Below are 25,462 nucleotides of genomic sequence, written 5' to 3' on the forward strand. Positions count from 1 at the left end.
TTCCTTACTATTTTCGTCAATTCTCATTGATACGACATCACCATTTAGGTGGATCATTCTGCCCAGTTATCCGACACTGTTATTGTGACAACCAATTTACAGTATCATCTCGAGGTAACATCCGTTCCATGCATTTAAAAAATAAGAGCCTATCTCCAATGACAACAAAGTTAATGAACCGTTTGATTATAGCTGTGACAGCCCTGATGCTCAGTGGTTGTGTTAGCTACAGCATTACCGAGCAAGAAATGACGAAGTACCTTGAAGACTCAGTGATGCTAGAACAAGAGGTTGGTGTACAAAGTGTGATGTACGCACAAGTGGCTGTGGATGATCTAGAAGTGCAAATTGGTCGAGCCGATGCACAACGCGTGTCCGTGTTGGCGAATACCAATGCAAAAGTTCAAGTGTTCAATATGCCTAATATGGGGTTGGATTTAGACTTAGAGTTCAGCGCGATTCCCGAATACGACAAGGAGAGTGGCGAGGTGTATCTAAAGTCGCTGCGACTAGAGCGCTTTGAAGAAAAAGGCAAACAGCTTTCGCCTGAAATAGAGACACTACTCAAACCAGCTGTATCGATGATAGGTTTTGCTTTGTCCCAGTCTCCGGTTTACAAACTCGACAGCAACAAGGTTCAAGAGTCATTGATCAAGTCATCGGAACCTAATCTAGTGATTAAAGACAACAAGCTGGTCATCGAGTTATTCGATTAACCTTTCACGTTTAGCTTAGACTCAGATTTAAAACACAATGGCTGCCGATTTGGTGGCCATTTTTGTTTGTGTTGAATCAGTAAGATTTCTGTTTTTAGACTGTCTATTCAGCTTGTTTTCTCTGGCTTATTTATTGAATTAGCCGCGTATCTCACCTTTACTTTACTCTTGTGAGCAAGTCATCGCTTCAGTCATCAAATCATAAGAAAGAAAAGGTGAGCGAACTATGAAGAATCCAGTGATAGCGGATACCAAGCCAGTCAAAGTGGAGCTAACAGAAGGGGAGGAGTATTACTTCTGTACCTGCGGGAAGTCGAAAAACCAACCGTTTTGTGACGGTTCTCATGCTGGTACGGGGTTCAAACCGAAAAGCTTTGTCGCCGAAGAGAGCAGAGACGCCTACCTTTGTCGCTGTAAGTATTCCAACAACCTTCCTTTCTGCGATGGCACTCATAAACAGTTCACAGCGGAACAAGTTGGGCAAGAAGGCCCGGAGGTTCACATTCAAGCGGCTGCGCCAGATTTGTCGCCAGCTGCGAGCGCAACCAAAGAAGAACCTACCGTCGAGTTTATTCATCAACTGGCGCGTGATGGTTTATCCAAGGTTGGACATCATGGGCCAATGACCTCCATGGGCGTTCCAAGACATCTATTGCCTCACTGGGACGATATTCAAGTGATGGTCGCGCAAATGGCCACCAAGCCTTTGCTGGAGAATGTGCCCGTTGGAACTGAACTGATTATTGGCCCCAAAGCGAAGAAGCCACTCAAATTGGACATCTCTTTGTTTGTGTCTGATATGAGTTTTGGCTCGCTATCTGAAGAAGCAAAAGTCTCATTGGCGAAAGGTGCCGAACTCGCAGGGACGGGTATCTGCTCCGGTGAGGGCGGTATGTTACCCGAAGAGCAAGCGGCGAACTCTCGCTACTTTTATGAATTAGCCAGTGCTCAGTTTGGTTACGATGAAGCTAAGCTCAAAAACGTTCAAGCCTTCCACTTTAAAGGCGGGCAGGGTGCCAAAACCGGAACGGGCGGGCACTTACCGGGCGCGAAGAACATAGGCAAGATCGCGGAGGTGCGTGGCATTGAAGCGGGCACGGCAGCGATTTCTCCACCCACCTTTGTCGACCTTAACACGGTCGAGGATTTTAAAAAGTTCGCCGACCGTGTTCGAGAGGTGACAGGCGGTATCCCGATTGGCTTTAAGTTAAGTGCCAATCACATCGAAGAAGACATTCAGTTCGCGCTTGATGCCAGTGCCGATTACATCATCTTAGATGGGCGTGGTGGCGGTACAGGGGCGGCGCCAGAAATGTTCCGTGACCATATCAGTGTTCCCACTATTCCAGCACTCGCTCGAGCTAGAGCGTATCTCGATAAACAAGGGGTCAGTGACAGAGTCACATTGATCATCACGGGCGGCTTGCGCGTGCCGATGGATTTCGTAAAAGCGATGGCGCTTGGTGCTGATGGTGTCGCTATCTCAAACAGTGCCATGCAGTCGATAGGTTGTGTGGCGGCGAGAATGTGTAACACCAATAATTGCCCTGCTGGTATTGCAACTCAAAAAGCCGATTTACGTCAGCGTTTGAATGTCGAGAAAGCATCGAACCAGCTTAAGAACTTCTTTGAAGCCTCGACAGAATTAATGCAAGTGATGGCGAGGGCATGTGGGCATGATCATTTGAATCAATTTAACCCTCATGATTTGGCAACATGGAATCGCGAAATGGCCGAGCTATCCGGTGTCGCTTACTCTGGTGTCTGTCCATTAAATCACTTTAAGTAAATAATACTTCGATAAAGCACACTCAATGTATTTTGGGTGTGCTGACTTTTTCCTGTGTAATGCCAACCTATGTTAAACCTTTCATAATCAACTGCTTTATAAGTGTTTTTAAACTATTTCCTATATTTTGAAAATATCGCTTTACCTCAAGTTAACTTGAGGTTTTATCATCATCCCCAATCTAAAAACACAATCTATCACCTTGTCGCCTAGTGCAGGTTTTGATGTTATCAAACAGACGTTACGAATCTTCAGTTATGAATTTTGAGCTCCGTAATTGAAGTCATGAGTGCAAAAAGGTGAGAAAAATGAACAAGGATCAACAATGAAAGTATTAGCGATTGGCGCGACCAACAGTACAACATCAATTAATCAACAACTTGCAGCGTACACCGCAGGTTTAGTCGAAGGCGCGCAAGTCGAGGTGCTCGACCTTAATGATTTCGAGATGCCAATTTACAGCGAGAAAAGAGAGCAAGATTCAGGTGTTCATCAACACGCTCAACGCTTTTTTAGCAAGATTGGCGAAGCAGATGCTGTGGTCATCTCTTTTGCAGAGTATAACGGCTCATACACCGCAGCCTTTAAGAATGTGTTTGATTGGACATCACGAATCGACATGAAAGTGTACCAAGGCAAACCTGTTGTGATGCTCTCCACATCACCAGGCCCAGGCGGCGCAAACTCTGTGTTGTCGTCTGCGGTAAATTCGGCACCTTACTTTGATGCAGATGTGAAGGGGTCGATGTCGGTGCCAAGTTTCTACGACAACTTTAATGTAGAAACGGGTGAGATCATCAATACCGAAATGGCCGAGAGCCTGAAATCGATCATGAGTCAGATCTAACTGCTTCAGTGAGTGAGAGAATTACTACATCGGTGCACAGATAAATAGATAAATAGATAAATAGATAAATAAGTAGATACATACATAAATGGCCATCAAGCGATGGCCATTTAATTGCGTCATTGTCTATTGTGATAACTCTGCTGCGGTGTCAACGAAGATACCTTGAATGTCTTTCGCTTCACGCTCAGTTTGACCACCGTGTTTTAGAAACGCACCGATAATTGCTGCGGTTTTCTGCTCTTTTGCGCGCTCTAAGAAGTAACGAAGTTCTAGTTCAGCGCCCGCTTGCTCATCTTTGATTGAGGCAGCGATGATCTCTTTGTACATCACGATATCACGTACTTCTAATTGGCTGATTACACCGAGTGTCGCTGCTAAGAAACCCTCTAGCTCTGCCTTCGGTACAAACTGCGTGATGATGTTACGCTCTTCTGCTTGTTGAGCCGTAAAATCGTTACCAAGCAGCAAAGCTTGTAGCGCTTTGTTTTTGCCCATGCGTCTTGCAAATTGAACTGCGCCTTGGCCACCCGTTGGGATGTTTACATGAATTTCTGGTTGTGCGAACGCCGAGTTTTCAGTGCCGTAAGCAAGGTCACACGCCATCACAAATTCATTACCGCCCCCACGAGCTACGCCATCAACTACCGCGACAGAGACTTGTTTCATCGCTTTAATGTTCTCAATCATGTGGTTGAATTCAATCGAACCAGCTTGTCCACCTTGTGTACAGTTGATCACATTGAGATCTAGGTGAGCCAGAAAGAAGCTCTCATGTAATGATTTGAAGACCACAACCTTAGTATCACGATCATCTTTCAATGAAAGTACAAAGGCATTGATCTCGTTGATCAAGTCGAAAGTCAGCACGTTCACTGGTGGGTTGTTGATCGATACTGTTGCGATGCCATTTTGGTTAGTCACAGATAGTAGTGTCATGGGGTGTTCCTCTATTAGGTCGGGACTGAATGTTGTCTCCGTTATGTGCAGCTACTATAGATTTGTAATAAGATGAGAAAAATAGTCATATTGGCACTTGATTGGTGCCTTAAATGCAACAAAGGGCGTTATGGATATATCGAGTCGTTTATTATTGTTACTTGAAGTGGTTGAGCTGGGTTCGTTTGTCAAAGTGGCGGAGCAAAGAAACGTCGACCGTTCCGTTATCTCTAAACAGATCAGCCGTCTTGAAGAAGAGCTGGATGTTCGGTTACTCAATCGAACCACTCGTTCGTTATCTCTGACAGCTGCAGGCAATGAGATGGTCAATCAAGCGCATCAGCTTCGTGCACTGTTGAACGATACTCGACGCTTGGCGCAAAATTATCATGCAGAGCCTCGAGGGTTATTAAGAATCACCAGCTCGACCATGTTCGGTCGACAATATGTTCAGCAGGCGATTGCGGTTTTCCAGAAGCAGTATCCAGATGTTGATTTTGAATTGAGACTCGAAGACCGAATCGTCGATATGGTTAAAGAAGGGTTTGATATTGGTTTCCGTATTGGTAAGCCCAAAAACTCCAGCCTAATCAGCCGTAAGATAGCCAGAAGTCGATTGCTGATTGTCGCTTCACCTGAGTTCATTGCTCAGCATGGCGAGATCAACACCATCGAAAAGTTAGAGTCATTACCTGCGACTATCTATGCCGCTCCGGGTTTGTTGATTGATAAGTTTTCTTATGTCGATCAAGAGGGGCAAGCGCAGCATTTCCAGCTTAATGCCGCTTATAAAGTGAATGACGTTGAGATGATTTCCAAGAGCGCGCTAACTGGCAGCACTCTCGCGGTTGTCACGGCGCAGATGATTGAAGATGAAGTGCTCAGTGGAGAGTTAGTGCCTATTATGACTCACTTAAACTTGGATGACTTTGGCACTTTCTATGCGGTGTACCCACATCGAGATGCACCCATAAAAACCAAGCTCTTCATTGATACATTGAAAACCATTGTCGGTGAAGATAAACCTGTGTGGGAGCAAGGCATTCCCGGGTTTGACGACATGTATGGTAATCAGCGAACAAAATCATAGCTCAAAAAAATCAATACGTTAGGTTGCTTTGTTGCGCGTATTTTGTAATCTAGCCCAAACCTAAGTTTGAACGCAAACTTCAAGTTAAAGTTAACTATATTATACTGGTTATTATCAGGAAGAAACGGCTATTCAAACAGGAAGTGAAAGATCATGAGAAACATCGTATACCTCACCATAGGCCAGTTGGCTGAGCGCAGTGGCGTGGCTCCTTCGGCCTTACGCTTTTACGAAACCAAGGGGTTGATTGCTTCGATTCGTACTAACGGAAATCAGCGCCGTTATCAGTCGGCGATGTTGAGACGAATTGCTTTGATACAAGTCGCGCAGTCGATAGGCTTCACGCTGGAAGAGATCACCGAAGAATTATCGACACTGCCGATGAACCATACCGCGACTAAGCGAGATTGGGAGCGCGTTGCTAAGAAGTGGCAGGGGCAACTCGACAGTAAAATGGCGCAGATTAAATCGCTACAAGAGAACTTAACCGGCTGTATCGGTTGCGGATGCTTGAGTATGCAAAAGTGCAACTTGCTAAATCCTGATGATATCTTGCATGACCAAGGGCAGGGCGCACAACGAATTGTTGAACAGATTAACTGAGTTCCCGAAAGGCATGGAACAGCGAACTAAGTTTCAGGTGTTTGCTCAATGGGTTAAGCAACAGTTGTGACCGAATAGCGTGCCTAGACAAACACGAATTATAGGTCTAGTTTAGATGGTTCTTTCAATAAAAGAAGAGGTTAGTTATGTTCAGCCATGTTTTTCTCGGTACCGATGATATTGAACGCGCGAAGGCTTTTTATGACCCAATCATGAAAGTGCTTGGTTATAGCGAAGGCTCTGTTGATCCCAAAGGGCGCTGTGTTTACGTTAGCCAAACGGGTGTGTTGGGCTTAACGAAGCCGATTGATGGTCAGCCTGCGACTCACGGCAACGGTATGACGGTGGGTTTTCTTGCGTCTTCTCCTGAAGTTGTAGATGAGTGGCATCGAGTTGGCGTCGAAAATGGCGGTACCAGCATTGAAAATGGCCCCGGAGCGAGAGGTTCTGACGAGCGTCGCTTGTACATGGCTTATTTGCGAGATCCTGATGGAAACAAGATTTGTGCAACGCACTTTATGCCGTAGTTTACGTTATGCCATCGTTCATTTTATGCCACAGTGGCGTATACTTAGATCATATTGATGGTTCGGAGTTGGCTAAGTTGCGGCTCTGGACTTGTTAGCTTCCCGATAACTCAAAATTTTGCAAAGGACTGGCTAGATGAAACCGAACGAACTGTTTTATGAAAGTTTTGAGCGCTGCCGGATTGACCAAGAATTTCTCGAAACGTTTTTGGCGGATTTTTGCGAGCATAATCCAAGATTTTCAGAACGTTTTGAAAAGATAGGATTAGAGCATCAAACCAAGATGCTTAAAGCCTCGATCATTCTTATCTATAACTCTGCTGGTCTACCAAGCGTGCGTAACTCAGTAAAGAAATTGGGTAAAAGGCATAAAGACCTAGGGCTGGATATTTCCGAGATTGAGCTCAACGAGTGGTTCAATTCGTTACTCAATACAGTTAAAAAATATGACCCTCACTACGATGAAAGCGTCGAACAAGCTTGGACAGAAACTCTCGAGGCCGGCTTAACTATCATGAAGAAAGAGTGCGTAGTTCCAAACACTGTGAATAACTAGGTCGTTGATGGGTAGTTTTGCTTGTTCGTTAGTTAAAACCGGCATTAACTCTTGAAAGATTGACATTGTCAGGTAAGCCTAACGATATCAGGCTTACCTCTTATTGTTTGACTAGAAATGAGCAGCCCAACCAATCAGGAACCCTTGCGATGCGGTATCGTATTCAAAGGTCCCCTTGTTTTCGTAATCAACCCAGGTCGATTTGTAGGCAACATTTAAGTCAGACCAACTGTTTATCTGGTATCGCACGCCAGTTAACAGAGATGAGGTAAAGTTGGTGTCACTACCAAGCCCTGCATCAATGGTTGCGTGAAACTTCCAATCCTTATTGATCTGCGTTATCCATCTCACACCTATTTGGTACTGTCCATCACGCGGTCACGTTTGGACGCACCTGTCACCTGAATACGAAGCGATGCTCGGTCAAAACGGTTGGGGACTCCAAGAAGTGGTCATGAAAGATCTTGATGATCACGTCGGTGAGATGATGGCGAAGATGGAAGAACTCGGTATTGCTGACAACACCATCATCATTTTCACTGCCGATAACGGCCCAGAGATCATGACTTGGCCAGATGGCGGTATGACACCTTATCACGGTGAGAAAGGCACAACTTGGGAAGGTGGCGTAAGAGCCCCTGCATTGGTTAGCTGGCCGGGTAAAATCCCAGCGGGTACTGTAGGCAATGGCATCTTTGATGGTATGGATTGGTTACCCACTCTTGTCGCTGCGGCTGGTGGTCCAACGGATCTAAAAGAAAAACTGCTGAAAGGTCACGATGGCTTTAAAGCGCACCTTGATGGTTACAACCAAGTGGATATGCTGACCGAGAAAGGCGAGTCAAACCGTAAAGAGATCTACTACTACGAACGAGACAAGCTGCAAGCGGTTCGTGTTGGTGATTGGAAGGCGCATTTCATCGTGCAAAACCACGGTTGGAGTGGCCCTAAAGAAGAGCTAAACGCACCATTGCTGTTTAACTTACGTCGTGACCCATACGAGCGAGCGGCGGAAGAGTCGGGCATGTACCTAAAATGGATGGGACAAAAAATGTGGGCATTTGGCCCGGCACAAGCGGCTGTCCAACAACATCTAGCAACCTTCCAAGAGTGGCCTCCAGTGACGCCTGACTCTCCGGCAGAGAAGACCGGTGGTGTAGGTAACTAGTTAAATATCATAAAAAATCCCGCTCACACTGAGCGGGATTTTTGTTTGAAAGCGTCTTAACGTTGGTTCTGTTTTAGCGTCGTGTTTCGTTCAATGAACTTCACTGGCACCATCAGCTTAACCAAGCTTGTGTCTTGCTCTTGAATCTGGCTAACGACAATTTTCACTGATTCACGTGCAAGGCGTCTGAAATCTTGCTTGAAGGTAGTGAGTTGGTAGTTCAACCATTGAGTCTGTGGGATATCGTCAAAACCAATCACTTGAAGATCTTCTGGAATACGCAGGTTAAATTCTAAGCGCGCCACATCCATTACTGCCATCGCGAGGTTATCTGTCGCACAGAAAATCGCTTGAGGATGTGTGGGTTCTGAAAACAGAGTCCGAATGGTATCTAGAGCATCAAGGTAGTCATAGTCAGCTTCAATAACACGAGCTTGCTTGCCTGTTAGATCTTCGAATTCTGAGCAAAAGCCCGATTCACGCTCGCCGTTGGTGTAGGTTGGCACGTTACCTGTCAGGTAAACCGCTGACTTTGTTCCTACGCTATGTAAATGTTGAGCGGCGACTTGGCCTGCGGCGTAGTTGTCACTTATTACATGGCTACTCTTAGTCCCCTCAACTACACGAGCATACTGAACAATGGGGATGTTGAACTCTTCACACTCTTCATAAAGCGACTTATTAAAGGTCGCCGAAGCAGCAATTACGCCATCAACTCGGTATTGGAATATATTAGGAATCGAGTGGTTGTCGTTTCCATCCACTTGCCAAGGAATCAATACCGCAGAGTAACCCTGCTTTTGTAGCTCAGTAGAGATAAGCTGCAGAGTTTTCATGTGGATAGGGTAGTCGGCATCTGGGAAAACTAAGCCAATCAATTTGGACTCATTTGTCGTCAGACTGCGGGCAAAGGCATTGGGACGATAGTTCAACGATTTTGCTGCATCGAACACTTTTTGCTTGGTCTTTTCAGACACTGAACTGCCCGGGACAAATACACGAGATACAGTTGATTGAGAAACGCCAGCAAGTTTAGCGACATCTTTAGAGGTGACGGTTGGCTTTGACGCCGTGGAGTGTTTTGGAGAGCTCATAGACCATACTTTTGAACCAAATTGATTGTGCATAGAGTAACATAATTAGGTACGTACTCAAAAATACAATATGCCATGATTGGATGAAAAATAAGGGTTAATAGAGAGTGTTGAATATTATTCTGGGTATGACCCAAAAAAGCTCTGCGTAAGAGCAGAGCTTTGTTTAAAGAATTTATGAATCGACTAACTGGGCGTTAGAAGTAGTAACGAATACCTGCAGCGAATTGGTCATCTCTGTTTTCGAATTTATTGCCAACGAGCTGATCTTTACCTAGGTCGAATTGGTATTCAGTCCAAACTAGGAATTTGTTCTTCTGGAAGTGGTATTCAACACCAGGGATAAGCAGGTTACGCTCATAGCCATCTGTTTGGTCATCACGATCTTCCATGTAGTTGTAGTTCAACGTAGGGCGTAGGCCATTGTCGAAGTGGTAGTACGTGTAGATTTCACCACCTAGGGTATCGAACATTACATCCGTACCGCCTTGGCTTACAGCTTCCCAGTTTTCGCCAACATGGAAAGTGGCACCTGCGTAGAAGCCGCCGTTGCTGTAGTTCGCACCCAATAGCATGATGCGCATGTTGTCGCCATTTTCTACGCCAACCACACCTGAGTCTAGGTCTGCAATTTCATTTTGGTGGTAAGCTGCACCTAGTGTTACGCCATCAACCGGTTTGTAAGTGATTGACGCACCCATTCCGTTTTTCAATGAAGCTGTCGCATTACTCGCTAGTGCCACTTCTTCACGTGTCGTTTGGTAAGTGAAGCCGTAGCTTACTTGGTCGTTGATTGAGTTACGGTAAGTAATGGAGTTTTCTGCTCGACCTGTACCAGATGCAATACCCCAGTCAGAAAGGTTGTAAACACCTGAGCCGCGAGTACCGAAGACACGACCTAAGTCGGTGTACCATGCGACGTCATAAAAAGTAGACCACTGCTTAGTACCTGCTGCGATCTTGCCGTATTTGTCGTGCTCTACGCCTGCGTATAGAAGTCGGTCGTAAATATTGTCGCCGTTAGCACCTGAGTTGTAACCCCATTCAGCATGGCCAAAGCCAGTCCAGCCGTTATCGAGTCCCATTTGACCTTTAAGGCCGAAACGAGAGCTACCGCTGTTCCACTCACCGTTGTGGTCGCCGCCCTTATCTTGGTAACGAACGTCGAAACGACCGTCTAAAGTAAGGCTATCGCCCGCGTCATTGGTAAAAGTGTGTGCAGCAAAAGCAGAACCTGAGGTAAGTGCTGTCAGGATCACTGCTGAAAGAATCGACTTTTTCATTGTAATTCTCTTTATTCAGGCCGTAGAAAGCCACCGTGCTTTCAAGCCCGTTATATTGGTAATGGTTTGGCAGGGTGTACCCCATCCATGAGGCACTAGTAGATTCAGTTATTAGTGGAGCAATAATGAATTGGTTGGAGCACTTACTAGGAGCGAGAAGGGTCCCCCAGTAAGCGTGGCAACCTAAATCAGATGTCTATTTAGGTTGCCACTATTTCGTTTCAATCTTTTGGATTAAAGCGTATCGATTACAGCGTTGGGTTCATGATGCTTGAAGTGCGTTCGAACACATCTAGACCTTGCTGTTGTAGCCAGTAAGGAAGGTCGATAAGAACCCAGTTCTCAGACAGTTTGTCACCGTCGCGGTAGTAAACGTCAACCACTTGCATGTTTGCACGCACTTCGCCGCCAGTCATACCTAGGAAGCCACCTGTTGGTGTGTTTGATAGGTTTGGCCAACCGAAGAAACAAGAGAAGTTACCTTCAGCGAAACGACAAACGTGGCCGTTGAACTTCTTGTCTTTCAGGTTATTACGGAAAGGAAGTTGGTGCTGTTGTTGGTAACGAGGAATAGTGTAAGACGCGCCGATACCACATGGGCCGTACCAAATCATGTCTTTTGACCAGCTCTTCGCGAGTACTTCTGGTGGGCAACCCATTGCGCCGCTGTCGTTAAGAGCAGACAGGTCATCAACCATTTTGTTTACTAGAGCCAGTGTCGCAACACCTTCTTCTGGAGCCGCGTCTTCGAATAGCAGACCGTCGTGGTTACGTGGGCCAGGGTATACGAAGTGCTTACCAGTTGATGGTGGAAGTGGGTAGCAACCCGCTTGATCCATCATGCCTAGTAGGTCTAGAAACAGGCCTGTCTTAGTGATTTTGCTATCAACAACACAGTTAAATTCTGCGTAGCGAACGTTCATGATCTTGCCAGTTGGGCGCATACCTAGGTATTCAGCGTCGAATAGACCCATGAAGTGACCCATGCTCATTACCCAAATCTCATCTGGGTTAACTTCGTTGTTACCACCGATGAAGATGTCTTGACGACGCTGCATGCGAGTCATTGACTTCATCATTGGTGCCCAGAATACGTCAGCTGCTGCTTGTGCGCCTTCTTGCTCACGGAATGGGTAAACACCGCGCCACAAGTAATCTTCAGAAGTGTGTGCTTTTAAAACTTCAGCAACGTTCTCGTGAGTTGCGTTTTCCATTGCATCGAAGTATTCACGAACAATGCGTTTCGCTTCTTGATATTTAGACATAATAATTTCTCTTTGTGTTGTCGAGTCAACATTCGGAACAGGACTCGATTTGGATTTTGTTACCGGCTGATTTATCAGCCGGCTTTAAACTTTTCGTATTTGAACTTCAGCGTATGAGTGTCGAATTAAGCTTTTGCTGCTTCAGCTTTTTTGCTCTTATCGAAGACGCCACCTTTTAGAGTTTCAGGCAGTGTTAGCCATAGTAGGCCGGCGATAATCCATACGATTGGTGAGCCCCACATTGCTGTTTGTAGGTCGGTACGCTCTTGGATGAAGATAAGAACCATTGGTGCCCACATGCCGATAATACGACCGCCATGGAATAAAGCTGCACCATAGCTACGCAAGCGTGCTGGGAACAATTCAGAGAAGTAACCGCCCCATACTGCAGAAGCAGACAGGCCGAAGTTGTAGATAAGACCTAGAAGAGCCAGCATGTTTAGGCCGCCAATCATCATGTCACCAGGTGCGACAAAGAAGATAGAAACCATGATACCTGCGAGGATGAAGCCGAACGCGTTGATCTTACGACCGTACTTATCTGCTGCCCATCCCCAGAACCAAGCACCGAAGAGTGAACCAAATGCTGAGATAGAGAAGATCAAACCGATGGTTGCACCATCAAACATACGAACATCTTTCAGGTAGGTAGTTACAAAGCCACCGAAGAATTGGAATCCGTAGAAGTTAAGACCAGAAAGAAGTAAACAAGTAATCGTAATTTTGCGGTAAGGCTTGCTTAACATCTCACCCCAAGAACCTTTTTTAGCTTCGGTTACTTCACCAGCTGCATTGGTTGTGGTTTGTTGATCTTCTTCACCGTAGGCGATCACTGTTTTGTCGCTTGGTAATACAAAGATCATTAACGCTGCTGCTACAAGCGGTGGAATACCACCTACCCACATTAGGCTCTGCCAAGGTGCATCAACACTTGTAATGAAGGCTGCGTAAGCGCCCATTGCCACTAAAGCAACAGAGAACATTGAAGAAGCAAAAGCAGTCAACTTACCGCGAACCGTTGGTGTAAATAGGCCAATCATCAAAGATACAGCTACAGTGAAGTAACCGCCTAAAGACAGTCCAATGATGAAACGCATTGCGGCCCAAGTGGCGTAGTCGGTAAACATCATGTTGATGATGGTTGCACCACCGTTTAATGCCGTAATTGCTACTAGCGTGGACTTTTTGCCGAACTTGGTTGCGAACCATGCACAGCTCAGTGCACCAATCAGAGCACCAACAGACTGCCAAGTGTAGAACTGAGCGGTATCAGAAAGGCTAATACCAGCATATTCTTCCACAATGTATGGGCGTACGTAGTCAATAATTACAAAGTTATAACAATAAAAAAAGTAACCTACTAGAATTGCTAGATATGCGGCTACCCTTTGAATCATAGGAACTTCGCTCATGTGTTTTTTAATGGTCATGACCGATAAACCTTTATTTTATATAGGGTGGTTTTGGTTTTAATTATTGTGTGTTGATTATTTAGCTTCATCACACCGTCTTCATTTCGGGAGAGATAATAGAATTTTTGTGGTTATTAGATCCGTGATCAAAGTCAATTTTAAAATGAGTGCGTACCCATTTTGTGCATTTTAGTGAACTTGATCTCATTTAACTGGGTTTTTGTGCTTTGTGGGGTGGTTTGAGTGTTTAATCGTCTATCTTAGTGATAATAGTCACACTTATTGTGGGTTTTTGAGGGAAAACATCCATTTTTGAGTACTATTGGCAGCGAATTAATTGCGACATACAATAAACGGAATCTAAAAATGGTTACGTACTCAAGTTTTGTGGTTATTGCTCTTTATGTGCTAACTACTTTGTTTATCAGCTACTTAGTTAATAGGCGCTATAGCGTCGGTGGCGACTTTTCGACTGGTGGAAAACAGTTTGGTTGGTTTACGGCAGGTGTGTCGATTCTTGCAACCTACATCAGCGCAATGACGTTCGTTGGCATGCCGGGCTGGGTTTATAGCTCAGGCATGGAAGCGATGAGCGTACATTTGAACTATCCAATAGTGATCTTTTTCACTGTGCTTTTCTTTGTTCCGGTGTTTTACAAGCTCGGCCTAACCTCGATTTACGAATACCTAGAGCACCGCTTTGGCGTTGTTGCTCGCACGATCAATTCCATCGTGTTCATTGTGGTTCAGTGTATTTCGGCAGGGGTTATTCTGTATGCGGTAGCCCTGATCTTAGTGCAAGTGCTGCCAGTGAGTATCTCTGAGGCGATCATCTACATCAGCGTATTTACTGCGTTGTATACCTATGCGGGTGGTATCTCGACTGTAATCTGGACTGACATGCTTCAGTCAGCAGTGTTGATTATCGGCAGCATTGCGATCTTTGTTTTATTACTGATGAAAATCGATGCGGGCGAGATGTTGTCTCCTGAACATTTGAATATCATCAATCTCGATTTTGACTTAGGCGTCGATACCACATTGTGGGCCGGCGTAGTGGCTGTGAGCTTCTTGCACCTGAGTGTGTATGGCACTAACCAACTGATTATTCAAAGAACATTGGCGACTAAGTGTGTTAAAACAGCGCAAAAATCGATGTTGCTTTGTGGCTACGGCGCATTTTTTGTTTATCTGTTCTTTGCTGTGATGGGGGTGCTGTTAAGTGTCTTTTATCAAGACAGCAGTTTTGAAAACAGCAACGAAGTGATTCTCGATTTTGTGTTTAACCATACCAACCCAATCATTGTTGGTTTGGTGATCTCAGCACTTTCGGCTGCGGCAATGTCGACATTGGATTCCACCTATAACTCAATGGCGACGGTCGCAACGTTCGATTTCTATAAGCGCTTCTTCCGTAAGCAAGCCTCTGACGCGCACTATGAATCAGTGGCTAGAAAAATGAGCCTGGTTGCTGCAGCGTCGGTTGTTGTGCCTGCGTTACTGGCTGTTTCTAATGAATCAGTGCTTAAAACGATTGCGAGCTTAACCTCTATTTTTGTTGGTATTCGCCTTGGCTCTTTCATCTTGGGTTTGTTCTTCAAACAAGCAAACGAGAAAGGCGTAATTGCGGGCAGTATTGGCAGTGTGGCCGTCGTATTCATCGCCAAATACAGCGGAATAGCTTGGCCTTGGTTTGCCTTGATTGGCACTGTGGTTTTCTTAGTGTTAGGTGTTGTTGTGAGCCGCTTCTGGGGAGAGGTAACCGAGCAACAAAATGAATTTATAGAAAAGCAAAAGCATTTGTTTGCAAAGCCTACCGCGAGTCATTATGGCTTGTTGGTGTTCGCTGTTGTGACGATTGCTGCTTGTACTGTTATCCCTGATTGGCTTTATGCCGCTCTTTCTTAATTGACCGATTTTTTACTGGTATATCTATGTTATCGATCTTTGATATCTACAAAATTGGTGTTGGGCCATCGAGCTCTCACACCAACGGCCCAATGATTGCGGGTTTCCATTTCACACAATTAATCGCTGATAAAATCGCAGAAGTGACGCGTATTCAGGTGGATTTATACGGTTCTTTGTCATTGACTGGCATAGGTCACCACACCGACAGAGCTACAATATTGGGGCTACTCGGCAATAAACCAGACACCATCAAAATCACCAGCGCAAACCAAGCAATGCGTCATGCCGTAGACAGTGGTGAGATGGATTTAGCGGGCACCAAGCACATTGCCTTCAACTACGAAACCGACATGTTGTTCCACAAAGACAATCTGCCTCTGCATGAAAATGGCATGATGATTACTGCGTTTGACCAGAGTGGCAACGTGATTGTCGATGAAACTTATTATTCGATTGGCGGCGGTTTTATCGCAACTGCTGATGAACTGCAAAATGGTACTCAAACCCAAGCGGTAGAAGTTCCTTTCCCGTTCAAAAACGCCGATGAAATGCTTCAACAAGCTGACAATAGTGGGATGAGCCTCGGTGGTATGATTCTAAAAAATGAAGCGGAGTTCGAAGGCGCTGACATTATTTCAGAGAAAGCGGATCAAATCTGGCGAGTGATGAGTCGTTGTATGGAGCGTGGCTTTGAAACCGAAGGCATTCTTGATGGTGGTTTGAACGTAACTCGTCGTGCGCCTAACCTACTGAAAAAGTTAGAAGCGAATGCGGCGGTTGAAAACGACCCAATGGAAATCATGGATTGGATTAACTTGTTTGCGTTTGCGGTTAGCGAAGAAAATGCGGCTGGTGGCCAAGTGGTAACATCACCAACCAATGGTGCGGCGGGCGTTATTCCTGCTGTGTTGATGTACTACCATCGCTTCATTAAAGAGTTGGATACTAAGCAGTTAAAAGATTTCTTAGCGGTATCGGGCGCGATTGGTATTCTGTACAAAACTAACGCTTCGATCTCTGGTGCGGAAGTAGGATGCCAAGGTGAGGTAGGCGTATCATCCTCTATGGCGGCTGCGGGATTAACGGCACTACGCGGTGGCAGCAATGAGCAGATCTGTATTGCGGCGGAAATCGCGATGGAACACTCATTGGGTATGACTTGTGACCCAATTGGCGGCTTGGTTCAAGTGCCGTGTATCGAGCGAAATGCGATGGGTGCGATGAAGGCAATTAATGCATCTCGCATGGCATTGAAGCGAAACAGCAAGTCTTTGATCTCACTCGATAAGGTCATCGCAACCATGTACCAAACCGGTAAAGACATGAACAAGAAATATCGTGAAACATCACTCGGTGGTTTAGCCTTGATCCATCTAGCTCATCCTTGTGAATAGCTAAGCAAGTTAACCCAGTAAATAATAACGTTAAGCCCAGAGCCTTAGACTTTAGAAATCTATCGCGGCTGGGCTTTTTGTTTTATGTGTTTTATGTGTTTTAGGGAGCTAATCTGAAAGCGGTAATCGATAGCTGTTTTTCAACTCTTTTACTGAGATGTTCGACTGAATCGCGCTCACGCCTTTGACTCTTCTGATCGAGCTAATACGCTCAAAGTACTCTTCTAAATCTTTCGCCAACACTTGCACCATGTAATCGGCGCCGCCTGCAATGCAGTGACACATTGGAATCCAATCGGTTACCGCGACAAACTCTTCGAACGGTTCTGTGTTTTCAACTTCATGATTGCCTAGTGTTACAAGGGTAAAACCAGCCACATGAAAGCCTAATTTCTTACGATTCAGCTTAGCGGCGTAACCATCGATATAGCCAGTTTCTTCCATGCGTTTCCAACGACGCCAGCATGGGGTTTCGCTGAGGTTGACCTTCTCTGCGAGCTTGCTGTTGCTCATGCGTCCGTCTTGTTGGATATGTTCTAAGATGGCGATATCTGTGTCATCTAGCACTTCTTTGGTGGATTCTTTCTGTTTCATGGATATTTTAGAAAAGTCTTGCTCAGATTTGGATTAATATTAGCCTATATAGCAATTTAATTCCTAGTCGAATCTGTAAACTATCTCCCTATAAATACTTTACTTATTAGGAGTGAGAGGAAATGAGCTCTCAATTAATGCTGGCGTTCTTGCTATTTTCAACATCAATTGCAATTACCCCTGGGGCTGGCAATATCGCATTACTTGGGATTTCAAGTCGTTATGGATTTGCTGCGACTTTACCTTTTATCTCTGGGAACGCTGTTGGCATCATCATCGTATTGGCGGGTTCTAGTGTCGGTTTGGTGAGCCTATTTACCCTTTACCCAGAGCTATACAGCATTTTGAAATACGCGGGTGCGGCTTATTTGCTGTTCATGGCGTGGTCGATTGCGAATATGCAAATCGAAGAAAGCACCACCGACAATCGCTCGGGCTTTATGTCAGGCGTGTTGGTGCAGGTGTTAAACCCTAAAGGTTGGATTGCGTCATTAACTGTGTTTTCACAGTTCATCACCCCGAATGCCGATTATTTGATTCAAGTCGTGACCATTATCGCGGGTATGGTGATCACGGGCGTACCGTGCATGTTGGTATGGGCGTATTGCGGCACAATGCTTAAAAAGTTGCTTCAATCACCAAAACAGATGATGTTTGTGAATCGTTGCTTGGGTGGAAGTCTTGCGCTTGTTGTTGCTTTCATGCTTTATCAACCGGCATAGATCAGAAAGAAAAAAACCACTCATAAATCCATAGGAGTGGTGTCTAAATGTCGACTAAGTCGTTAACAGTAAAGAATTAAGTTAACAAATATTTAAGGAACTTGAGTTAAAAGCTTTTATGCCTAGAAGCTTTTAAGTTTTAAGTTTAAGCGGTTTCAGCCTCTTTAACCGGAGCTGAGTTACGGATTAGGTGGTCAAATGCACCTAAGCTTGCTTTTGCACCTTCACCCATCGCTATGATGATCTGTTTGTAAGGTACGGTTGTTACATCACCCGCTGCAAACACACCTTTCATTGATGTTGCGCCATGAGCGTTAATTTCAATTTCACCGCGTGGTGACAGCTCAACTTTCGAACCCTTCAACCATTCGCTGTTTGGCATCAGGCCGATTTGAACAAAGATACCCGCTAGTTCGATCTGTTTAAGTTCATCCGTGTTGCGGTCTTTGTATTCCAGACCGGTTACACGGTTGCCATCACCAATCACTTGTGTGGTTTGTGCCATCTTGATGATTTCGATGTTTGGTGTTGCGTTTGCTTTGTCGATAAGCACTTGGTCGGCACGCAGTGTGTCTGCAAATTCAAGTACGGTTACGTGTTCCACGATACCCGCTAAATCAATTGCCGCTTCAATGCCTGAGTTACCACCACCGATAACCGCTGTTTTCTTTCCTTTGAATAAAGGGCCGTCACAGTGTGGGCAGTAAGCGACGCCTTTATTGCGGTAATCTTGCTCACCCGGAACGTTCATTTCACGCCAGCGAGCACCAGTACTGGTGATGACCGTGCGAGATCGTAATGTTGCGCCGCTCTCTAGCTCAACGTGGATGTAACCGTCTTCAGTGTCTTCAGTGTCTTCTGCCGCAATGATGTTTGCAGCGCGCTGCTCAGTCATTACTTCAACACCGTACTCTTTTACGTGCTCTTCAAGGCTTGCCACTAATTTAGGGCCGGTGGTTGCTTTCACTGAGATAAAGTTCTCAATCGCCATAGTGTCCATCACTTGGCCGCCGAATCGGTCAGCAACCACACCAGTACGAATGCCTTTACGTGCAGCATAAATTGCCGCTGAAGAACCTGCAGGGCCGCCGCCGACAACCAATACATCAAACGGTGCTTGTTGGTTTAGGTTTGCTGCTTTCTTTTCCGCTGCGCCTGAATCAACCTTGTTAAGGATTTCAGCCAGTGACATACGGCCTTGACCAAATAGCTCACCATTAACGAATACACTTGGTACTGCCATGATGTCGCGAGACTTCACTTCATCTTGGAATGCTGCGCCGTCGATCATCGTTGTCTTAACCAGAGGATTAATCGCCGACATCATATTGAAGGCTTGAACCACTTCTGGACAGTTTTGGCATGAGAGCGAGATAAAAATCTCTACATTAAGCTCTTGATCGAGTTCTTTAATTTGCTCGATTACGTCCGCTTCAAGCTTGATAGGGTGACCACCACTATGAAGCAGTGCTAGAACCAGTGACGTAAATTCGTGACCCATTGGCAAACCGGCAAAACCGATCGCGGTGCCTTTCTCTTGGTTCACGACCTGCATGATAGGGCTGCGAGTGCTTGCGCTGTCATCGCGAGTCACTTCAATTTTATCGGTTAAAGACGAGATGTCATTCGCCAGATCTTGAAGTTTGTTCGCGGTGTCGCTGCCATCCAGGCTAAGCACTAACTGAACATTGGTTTTTAGGTTTTCTAGGTATGCTTTTAGCTGCTGCTTCATTGCTTGATCTAACATAATCGTGCCTGCTCTTAAATTCTGTGTCTTGGTATTGACCAATACCTTCTTGCTGAAAAAGGAAAATAAAAAGGGGGCGCAAGTCGGCAAATATTGTGGTGTTGATGTTTTGAAAGGGTGGCGCGCGACTGCCCTTTAGGAGGGGGGCCGAAGCGCGCCTGTAGAACCGTTTAGCTATTCTTGTTAGCTAGGCTTAGATTAAATCTTGCCTACTAGGTCTAGAGATGGAGCTAGAGTCTCTTCGCCTTCTTTCCATTTAGCTGGGCAAACTTCACCTGGGTTAGCGGCTACGTATTGTGCTGCTTTAACCTTGCGTAGTAGGTCTTCTGCGTCACGGCCGATGCCTTCAGCTGTGATTTCCATTGCTTGGATAACGCCTTCAGGGTCGATTAGGAACGTTGCACGGTCTGCAAGGCCTTGACCTTCACGCATAACGTTGAAGTTATTTGTGATGTTGCCAGTTTGGTCGCCTACCATGAAGTATTCGATAGTGCCGATTTTGTCAGAAGTATCGTGCCATGCTTTGTGAGAGAAGTGAGTGTCAGTTGATACTGAGTAAACTTCTACGCCGCGAGATTGAAGCTCTGCGTATTTGTCTTGTAGGTCAACTAGCTCAGTTGGACATACAAACGTGAAGTCTGCTGGGTAGAAGAAGAATACAGCCCACTTGCCTTTAACGTCTTGCTCAGTGATTTCTACGAATTCGCCGTTTTTGAATGCTGTTGCGTTGAATGGTTTGATTTCTGTGTTGATCATGATTTGACTCTCTTTCTAATTTATAGTGTTTAACGCTATCCCGCGTCGATGTAGATATATTGCATTGCCACCGAAAATTAGTGAAATCGGACATTTCTATAGATTCAATAGGCGAATCCTATCTTCGAAAGGAAAGGACTATCGGTAAAAGCTATCAACAAAAACGATTAACAAAAGCCATCAAACATCAGCAACCCCAATTTGAGTAGCTATGCTTTTTAGGTTGTTCTCTATTTAGGTAAGCAGTATTTGGTTCAGTGTCTATGTAGGTAAGGGGAAGTACGGTTTCTTTACGCGAGTTGAGTTGAGTTGTTATACCAATCTGTAAATAACAAAAAATTATCATTAATATAATTTATGATAATTTCAGTTAATCGTCACATCTCCATATACTCTCTTCATCGAAACGAAACATCGAAGCCAGTCTTCGAAACGCACAGAATTAAAAACGAATTTGGAGCAAGTTATGAAAATGAATCACGTAGGCATCATGGTTGGCGACATGGACAAAGCAGTCGAGTTTTACACTAAGGCTCTGGGTCTAAGAATCGTAATGAACAACACTAAGGTTTTGGAAGAGCGCGAATCAGCAATCGGCCGTATGTGTATCGCAGTATTTGGCGAAGGCTTCAAAGGCTTCAACATTGCACACCTAGTCACATCTGATGGCATCGGTGTTGAGCTGTTCGAAATGAAAGATCGTCAAGAGCGTCACGAAGTAGACTTCTCTCGTCTAGGCATCTTCCACTTCTGTCTGCAACTTCCAAAAGAGCAGTTTCATTCAGCTATTAAGCGCGTTGAAGAGTTTGGCGGTAAGGTTCGTATGGACATCATGCGTTACCACCCAGAAGACGAACTAAAACAAGCGCAAATGGTTTATCTAGAAGACCCGTTTGGCAACCTATTCGAATTTTACTCGCACACATACGAAGACACCTACGCGACTGATTACGAGTAATAGCGTTACTGCCTTCCATAGGTAGAAAAACCGAAACACCCCCTAAAGAGGATTGGTAGCGATACCAATCCTTTTTTGTGTCTGTAGGGCTAAATTTGGGAACATCGGATAAACTATCGGTTGCACTAAAACAAGCCGACATTGTTGCTCTATAGTGCACGTTGGACTGATTGAAAACTTAACTGATTGATAAGTATGATGTTAAACCATTGGCATATATGTTGCTCTATTGCCTTTATGTAAATTGTATACAATAAAAAATACATAAAGGAAGTCACATGGAACAGAACAGTGAATTGATCTACGGATTAGACGATCGACCATCAGTTAAAGCAGCCAGTTACGCGGCGCTGCAGCATGTATTAGCCAGCTTTGTTGGCATTATCACACCAACGCTCATTATTGGCGGTGTTTTAGGGTTGGGTGAACACATCCCTTATTTGATCAGCATGGCACTGATGGTGTCTGGGGTCGGCACTTTTATACAAGCTAGGAAAATAGGGCCAGTTGGCGCAGGGATGATCTGTGTCCAAGGGACCAGCTTTGCGTTCTTAGGTTCTGTGTTAGGTGCGGGTTTTCTTGTTAAATCAAATGGAGGTGGGCCGGATGAAATGCTCGCCACCATTTTTTGTGTCTGCTTCTTTGGTGCATTTGTCGAAATCGTCCTATCGCGCTTTATCGAAAAACTCAAAGTAGTGATCACGCCCGTTGCTACTGGCATCGTTATCACGACGATTGGTGTCTCTTTGATTAAAGTCGGCGTCACTGATATCGCTGGTGGTGTTGGCGCAGAAGATTTTGGTTCTGGAAGCAATTTGATGTTGGGTGCGATTGTGCTCGGAACCATAGTGGCACTTAACCTAAGCAACAACACCATGGTAAGGCTGTCGTCGATTTTAGTCGGATTGGTTGTAGGGTGGGGCGTTGCTATTCTGATGGGCAAAGCGCCAATGGTTTCTTTTGCATCTCAACCGCTATTGAGTATCCCAGTCCCATTTAAATATGGCTTCGCTTTTGATTGGCAAGCCTTCCTCCCTATTGCTTTTATCTACTTGATTACTGTTATTGAAACGACGGGTGACCTTACCGCCAATAGCATGTTCTCAGGCCAACCAGTTAAGGGTCCAAAATACATCAATCGACTCAAGGCGGGCGTGCTAGGTGACGGTGTGAACTCGCTCATCGCAGCGGTATTCAATACTTTTCCGAACACGACTTTCAGCCAGAACAATGGCGTGATCCATTTTACTGGGATTGCGAGTCGTTACATTGGCTACTTCATTGCGGCAATTCTGTTTCTATTAGGTCTATTTCCCATCTTAGGCGCGGTATTAATGACGATTCCAAAGCCAGTATTAGGCGGAGCGACATTGGTGATGTTTGGTACGGTTGCTGCGGCGGGCATCAAGATTATCGCTAGTGAGAAGCTGGATCGTCGCAGAATCATGACGATTGCCATCTCATTAGGTTTAGGGCTGGGGGTAATGCTGGTACCGGATTTATTGAAAGAAGCCCCCACGCTAGTGCAAAGCATATTTGGCTCGCCAGTCACGATGTCGGGTGTTGCTGCTCTTGTTATTACCGGGTTGATGTCTTTGGTGCCTGAAACTAAAGCCAAATCGATGACGAATTCGGTACAAACCAGTAAAGCGTAACTTATACAGCCGAGAAGAAGCGTAGGTGACTGATTACGGACAATTGCGCTTAAGGCAGAAAAACGAATTACCCCTAAAGAGGATTGGTAGAGATACCAATCCGCTTTTGTATTTGGATGTTTGGCTGAGTGACTTATCTACATGAAGCGATTAAGAAATATACAGATTTAAGACGTTGTTAAAGTTGACGTTTTGACGATAAAACCTTTCATGAATATGACGGAAGAAAGTGTCGTTCATGAAAACATTCCGTCATCATACCGAATGGTAGCCTTGGCTGAGCAGTGACTATACTCAGCATTATATTGCTAACCAACAACAACGAAAATAGAGAAACATGCAGAGATTAGCGCACACAAACCACATGAAAAAATTACATATTATCTTTACCGCTCTTATCCTTATGATATTAGCCGGATGCACCTCAACGTCGGCTGTCGGCAGTTCTAAAACAAAGGAATATGCCAAGTCACATGCTCTTGCTGGTAAAGCTTCTTGGTATGGCGATAAATTCCATGGAAGGCTCACAGCAAGTGGTGAGACGTATAATATGAATGCGACTACTGCGGCTCATAAAACCTTGCCATTCGGGACTATCGTGAGAGTGACCAATACAAACAATAACAAGTCTGTTGATGTGAAAATTAATGATCGAGGCCCTTATGTAAAAGGCCGAGTGATCGACCTGTCGCACAAGGCATTTGCAAAAATCGGCAACGTTAAACAAGGCACCGTGCCTGTTAAAATCGAGATTGTTGATGATAGTAATACCTTTCGATACAAACACTAGAATCCCCTCCTAACCTCCCCTTGGTTTACATCTCCGATCCCTTACCAGTAGTGGGAAAGGGGAGGAACAGAACCTCGATATCGGTGAATCAATAGCTCATTTATGCTTACTCAATAAGGCTGCTTTGTAGCCTTATTTGTGCCTTTCGATAATCCATTTTTAATAAGATTATCTTATTTCTAATATGTGGGTTGATGATGTTATGATGTAAATAAATCAGTACCTTAGCTTTCTTATCATTAGGGTTCATTGAAATTCATTGTGAAATAATGAAAAGCTGAACTAATCCAAAATTGGTTGTGGCGGGCGTGTAATCGAAAGGGGGAGGTACAATTGATGGGAGAAGAATACTCTCAAAGTGAGGGAAATTACATTTCGTTACTCACTGAAGTAAATCTGAAATATTAGTGACACGGTTCTGAAATTTTTGGTGTTTAGCTTATGGGCTTCTATATCGAATTCAAATAAGGAAATACCCGTGAAGCTAACCCCTGTCGTTGCAGCCCTAATTATGTATTTTAGCTCAGCAAGCTATGCTTTCAGTCTTAAACAATCTGCCAATGAAAACAGTGAAGATCTCGTATGGACAGGGCACCTAAGCCCAGACAGCGACACGGTAATGTCTGCGATGCTCGCGGCTCATATCTATGGCGGTACAGCGACAGTACCTGAGCCTATCAATCCAGAATCCACCTTCATCTTGAACTACTGTAATGCGGAATCACCACGCGTAGAGACAGATTACTCTTCATATCGAGTGGGGCTGGTGGACTTCAACCAAGTCACTCAGCTAGCGCCAACTATCGACCAAGCATCGATTGTTGCTGTGGTTGATCATCACGCTATTGGTGGCTCACCGATTAACACCCCACAGATTGTCGAAATGGATATTCGAGGTTGGGGATCGGCTGCAACTATTCTGGCTGACAACGCTGAAAAGCTGGATGTGTCACTACCTAAGCACCTTGCTTGTGTAGGCTTAGGCGCAATCCTTTCTGACACTGTGGTATTCCAATCATCAACCACGACTGAGCATGATCGTGAATACGCTGAAAAGCTGGCAAAAGTTGCAGGTATTTCAGATATCGAAGATTTTGGTCAACAGATGCTGATTGCTAAGTCGGATCTCAGTCATCTTTCTTCTGAAACCATTCTGACGCTGGATTACAAAAACTTTAAATACGGTGGCAAACAGGTGGGTATCGGTGTGGCTGAAACGCTAACGGCTCAACAACTGATTGACCGTAAAGACGATCTTTTAACAGCAATGAAGACTTACAAAGAAGAGAACGGGCTAGACTATCTGTTCTTCTCCATCACAGACACCAAGAACAAAGAAGCAAACTTACTTTGGGTAGATGAAAGCGACTATCAAGTCATTAAGTCAGCTTTCAATGCTGAACCAACAAGCGACATGCTGACGTTAGAAGGCGTCACTTCTCGTAAACGCCAGATTGGCCCTGCGGTTCAAAAGGCAATTGAGAGCTTGTAAGTAGAAAGAGAGTTTGGAGGGGATTGGTAGAAATACCAATCCCTTTTTTAATTATTGGGCGTCTAAATGGGATTTGGACAAAACTGTGTTTGGACTTTTCAGAGTTGATGGATAATTGGATAACTAAGGCAGGCTCATAGACAGGATCTTAAGA

At 44.9% G+C, this 25,462-nt stretch carries 22 protein-coding genes and 2 pseudogenes; 15 read left to right on the forward strand and 9 right to left on the reverse strand.

Annotated elements, in window-relative coordinates; all coding sequences use genetic code 11:
- Positions 1–158 precede the first annotated feature (158 nt).
- The 3 genes from AB4384_RS13755 (at position 159) to AB4384_RS13765 (ending at position 3,352) form a co-directional block, all read left to right on the forward strand.
- Positions 159–716, forward strand: a complete 558-nt coding sequence (locus tag AB4384_RS13755) for a DUF1439 domain-containing protein (RefSeq protein WP_017065247.1) — start codon at positions 159–161, stop codon at positions 714–716.
- Positions 717–942: 226 nt separating this feature from the next.
- Complete coding sequence (locus tag AB4384_RS13760) at positions 943–2,505, forward strand: glutamate synthase-related protein (protein ID WP_372129678.1); 1,563 nt, start codon at positions 943–945, stop codon at positions 2,503–2,505.
- 325 nt (positions 2,506–2,830) lie between these two features.
- Positions 2,831–3,352, forward strand: coding sequence for an NADPH-dependent FMN reductase (locus AB4384_RS13765; protein WP_372072966.1), 522 nt, complete (start codon positions 2,831–2,833; stop codon positions 3,350–3,352).
- Positions 3,353–3,478: 126 nt separating this feature from the next.
- Here AB4384_RS13765 and AB4384_RS13770 read toward each other — a convergent pair whose 3' ends face one another.
- Positions 3,479–4,291 carry an enoyl-CoA hydratase/isomerase family protein gene (locus tag AB4384_RS13770; RefSeq protein WP_372129679.1) on the reverse strand — a complete coding sequence of 271 codons (813 nt, stop codon included), beginning with the start codon at positions 4,289–4,291 and terminating at the stop codon, positions 3,479–3,481.
- A gap of 130 nt (positions 4,292–4,421) precedes the next feature.
- On the opposite strand from AB4384_RS13770, the gene AB4384_RS13775 reads away from it, so the two are divergent.
- The 4 genes from AB4384_RS13775 (at position 4,422) to AB4384_RS13790 (ending at position 7,067) form a co-directional block, all read left to right on the forward strand.
- Entirely contained in the window at positions 4,422–5,381 is a 960-nt protein-coding gene (locus AB4384_RS13775; protein ID WP_012604456.1) for a LysR family transcriptional regulator, read from the forward strand.
- Between the two features lie 153 nt (positions 5,382–5,534).
- Positions 5,535–5,984, forward strand: coding sequence for a redox-sensitive transcriptional activator SoxR (soxR, locus tag AB4384_RS13780; RefSeq protein WP_372129680.1), 450 nt, complete (start codon positions 5,535–5,537; stop codon positions 5,982–5,984).
- 146 nt (positions 5,985–6,130) lie between these two features.
- Positions 6,131–6,511 carry a VOC family protein gene (locus AB4384_RS13785; protein WP_017062185.1) on the forward strand — a complete coding sequence of 127 codons (381 nt, stop codon included), beginning with the start codon at positions 6,131–6,133 and terminating at the stop codon, positions 6,509–6,511.
- Positions 6,512–6,647: 136 nt separating this feature from the next.
- A complete protein-coding gene (locus AB4384_RS13790; protein ID WP_102320543.1) occupies positions 6,648–7,067 on the forward strand; it encodes a globin in 420 nt (139 codons plus the stop codon).
- Positions 7,068–7,178: 111 nt separating this feature from the next.
- Here AB4384_RS13790 and AB4384_RS13795 read toward each other — a convergent pair.
- A pseudogene (locus AB4384_RS13795) lies at positions 7,179–7,430 on the reverse strand (DUF481 domain-containing protein); the annotation flags it as partial.
- On the opposite strand from AB4384_RS13795, the pseudogene AB4384_RS13800 reads away from it, so the two are divergent.
- Positions 7,426–8,235, forward strand: a pseudogene (locus AB4384_RS13800) (sulfatase-like hydrolase/transferase); the annotation flags it as partial. The pseudogenes AB4384_RS13795 and AB4384_RS13800 overlap by 5 nt on opposite strands.
- Before the next feature lie 56 nt (positions 8,236–8,291).
- Here AB4384_RS13800 and AB4384_RS13805 read toward each other — a convergent pair.
- From AB4384_RS13805 to AB4384_RS13820, 4 genes are all read right to left on the reverse strand, one after another.
- Positions 8,292–9,329: a LacI family DNA-binding transcriptional regulator gene (locus tag AB4384_RS13805; RefSeq protein ID WP_017065252.1), complete on the reverse strand. Its 1,038-nt coding sequence runs from the start codon at positions 9,327–9,329 to the stop codon at positions 8,292–8,294.
- A gap of 197 nt (positions 9,330–9,526) precedes the next feature.
- Positions 9,527–10,612, reverse strand: coding sequence for a porin (locus AB4384_RS13810; RefSeq protein WP_017065839.1), 1,086 nt, complete (start codon positions 10,610–10,612; stop codon positions 9,527–9,529).
- 248 nt (positions 10,613–10,860) lie between these two features.
- Positions 10,861–11,877 (reverse strand): nuclear transport factor 2 family protein, encoded by a 1,017-nt coding sequence (locus AB4384_RS13815; RefSeq protein WP_372129681.1) that lies wholly within the window; start codon positions 11,875–11,877, stop codon positions 10,861–10,863.
- Positions 11,878–12,002: 125 nt separating this feature from the next.
- Positions 12,003–13,307, reverse strand: coding sequence for an MFS transporter (locus tag AB4384_RS13820; RefSeq protein ID WP_017104144.1), 1,305 nt, complete (start codon positions 13,305–13,307; stop codon positions 12,003–12,005).
- Between the two features lie 348 nt (positions 13,308–13,655).
- Here AB4384_RS13820 and AB4384_RS13825 point away from each other — a divergent pair, with 348 nt between their 5' ends.
- Complete coding sequence (locus AB4384_RS13825) at positions 13,656–15,197, forward strand: sodium:solute symporter family transporter (RefSeq protein ID WP_017065256.1); 1,542 nt, start codon at positions 13,656–13,658, stop codon at positions 15,195–15,197.
- A 26-nt stretch (positions 15,198–15,223) separates the two neighbouring features.
- A complete protein-coding gene (locus AB4384_RS13830; protein ID WP_017065257.1) occupies positions 15,224–16,594 on the forward strand; it encodes an L-serine ammonia-lyase in 1,371 nt (456 codons plus the stop codon).
- A gap of 108 nt (positions 16,595–16,702) precedes the next feature.
- Here AB4384_RS13830 and AB4384_RS13835 read toward each other — a convergent pair whose 3' ends face one another.
- Complete coding sequence (locus AB4384_RS13835; RefSeq protein WP_017065258.1) at positions 16,703–17,188, reverse strand: Lrp/AsnC family transcriptional regulator; 486 nt, start codon at positions 17,186–17,188, stop codon at positions 16,703–16,705.
- 122 nt (positions 17,189–17,310) lie between these two features.
- Here AB4384_RS13835 and AB4384_RS13840 point away from each other — a divergent pair, with 122 nt between their 5' ends.
- Positions 17,311–17,910 (forward strand): LysE family translocator, encoded by a 600-nt coding sequence (locus AB4384_RS13840; protein WP_372129682.1) that lies wholly within the window; start codon positions 17,311–17,313, stop codon positions 17,908–17,910.
- Between the two features lie 145 nt (positions 17,911–18,055).
- Here the strand turns inward: AB4384_RS13840 and ahpF are convergent, their stop codons facing one another.
- Together ahpF and ahpC are read right to left on the reverse strand one after the other, a co-directional pair.
- Positions 18,056–19,657, reverse strand: a complete 1,602-nt coding sequence (ahpF, locus tag AB4384_RS13845; RefSeq protein ID WP_372129683.1) for an alkyl hydroperoxide reductase subunit F — start codon at positions 19,655–19,657, stop codon at positions 18,056–18,058.
- 198 nt (positions 19,658–19,855) lie between these two features.
- A complete protein-coding gene (gene ahpC, locus AB4384_RS13850) occupies positions 19,856–20,413 on the reverse strand; it encodes an alkyl hydroperoxide reductase subunit C (RefSeq protein ID WP_016798107.1) in 558 nt (185 codons plus the stop codon).
- Positions 20,414–20,879: 466 nt separating this feature from the next.
- On the opposite strand from ahpC, the gene AB4384_RS13855 reads away from it, so the two are divergent.
- From AB4384_RS13855 to AB4384_RS13870, 4 genes are all read left to right on the forward strand, one after another.
- Positions 20,880–21,371, forward strand: a complete 492-nt coding sequence (locus AB4384_RS13855) for a VOC family protein (RefSeq protein ID WP_017065982.1) — start codon at positions 20,880–20,882, stop codon at positions 21,369–21,371.
- Between the two features lie 278 nt (positions 21,372–21,649).
- Positions 21,650–23,026 (forward strand): uracil-xanthine permease family protein, encoded by a 1,377-nt coding sequence (locus tag AB4384_RS13860; RefSeq protein WP_372129684.1) that lies wholly within the window; start codon positions 21,650–21,652, stop codon positions 23,024–23,026.
- 337 nt (positions 23,027–23,363) lie between these two features.
- The gene (locus AB4384_RS13865) at positions 23,364–23,816 is read left to right on the forward strand and encodes a septal ring lytic transglycosylase RlpA family protein (RefSeq protein ID WP_102320537.1); all 453 of its coding nucleotides are present in this window, start codon (positions 23,364–23,366) and stop codon (positions 23,814–23,816) included.
- 478 nt (positions 23,817–24,294) lie between these two features.
- Entirely contained in the window at positions 24,295–25,308 is a 1,014-nt protein-coding gene (locus AB4384_RS13870; RefSeq protein ID WP_372129685.1) for a manganese-dependent inorganic pyrophosphatase, read from the forward strand.
- The last annotated feature ends 154 nt before the right edge of the window (positions 25,309–25,462 follow it).

This window comes from Vibrio sp. 10N.261.51.A4, assembly GCF_041471945.1.
GTDB classification, from domain to species: Bacteria; Pseudomonadota; Gammaproteobacteria; order Enterobacterales; family Vibrionaceae; genus Vibrio; species Vibrio crassostreae_C.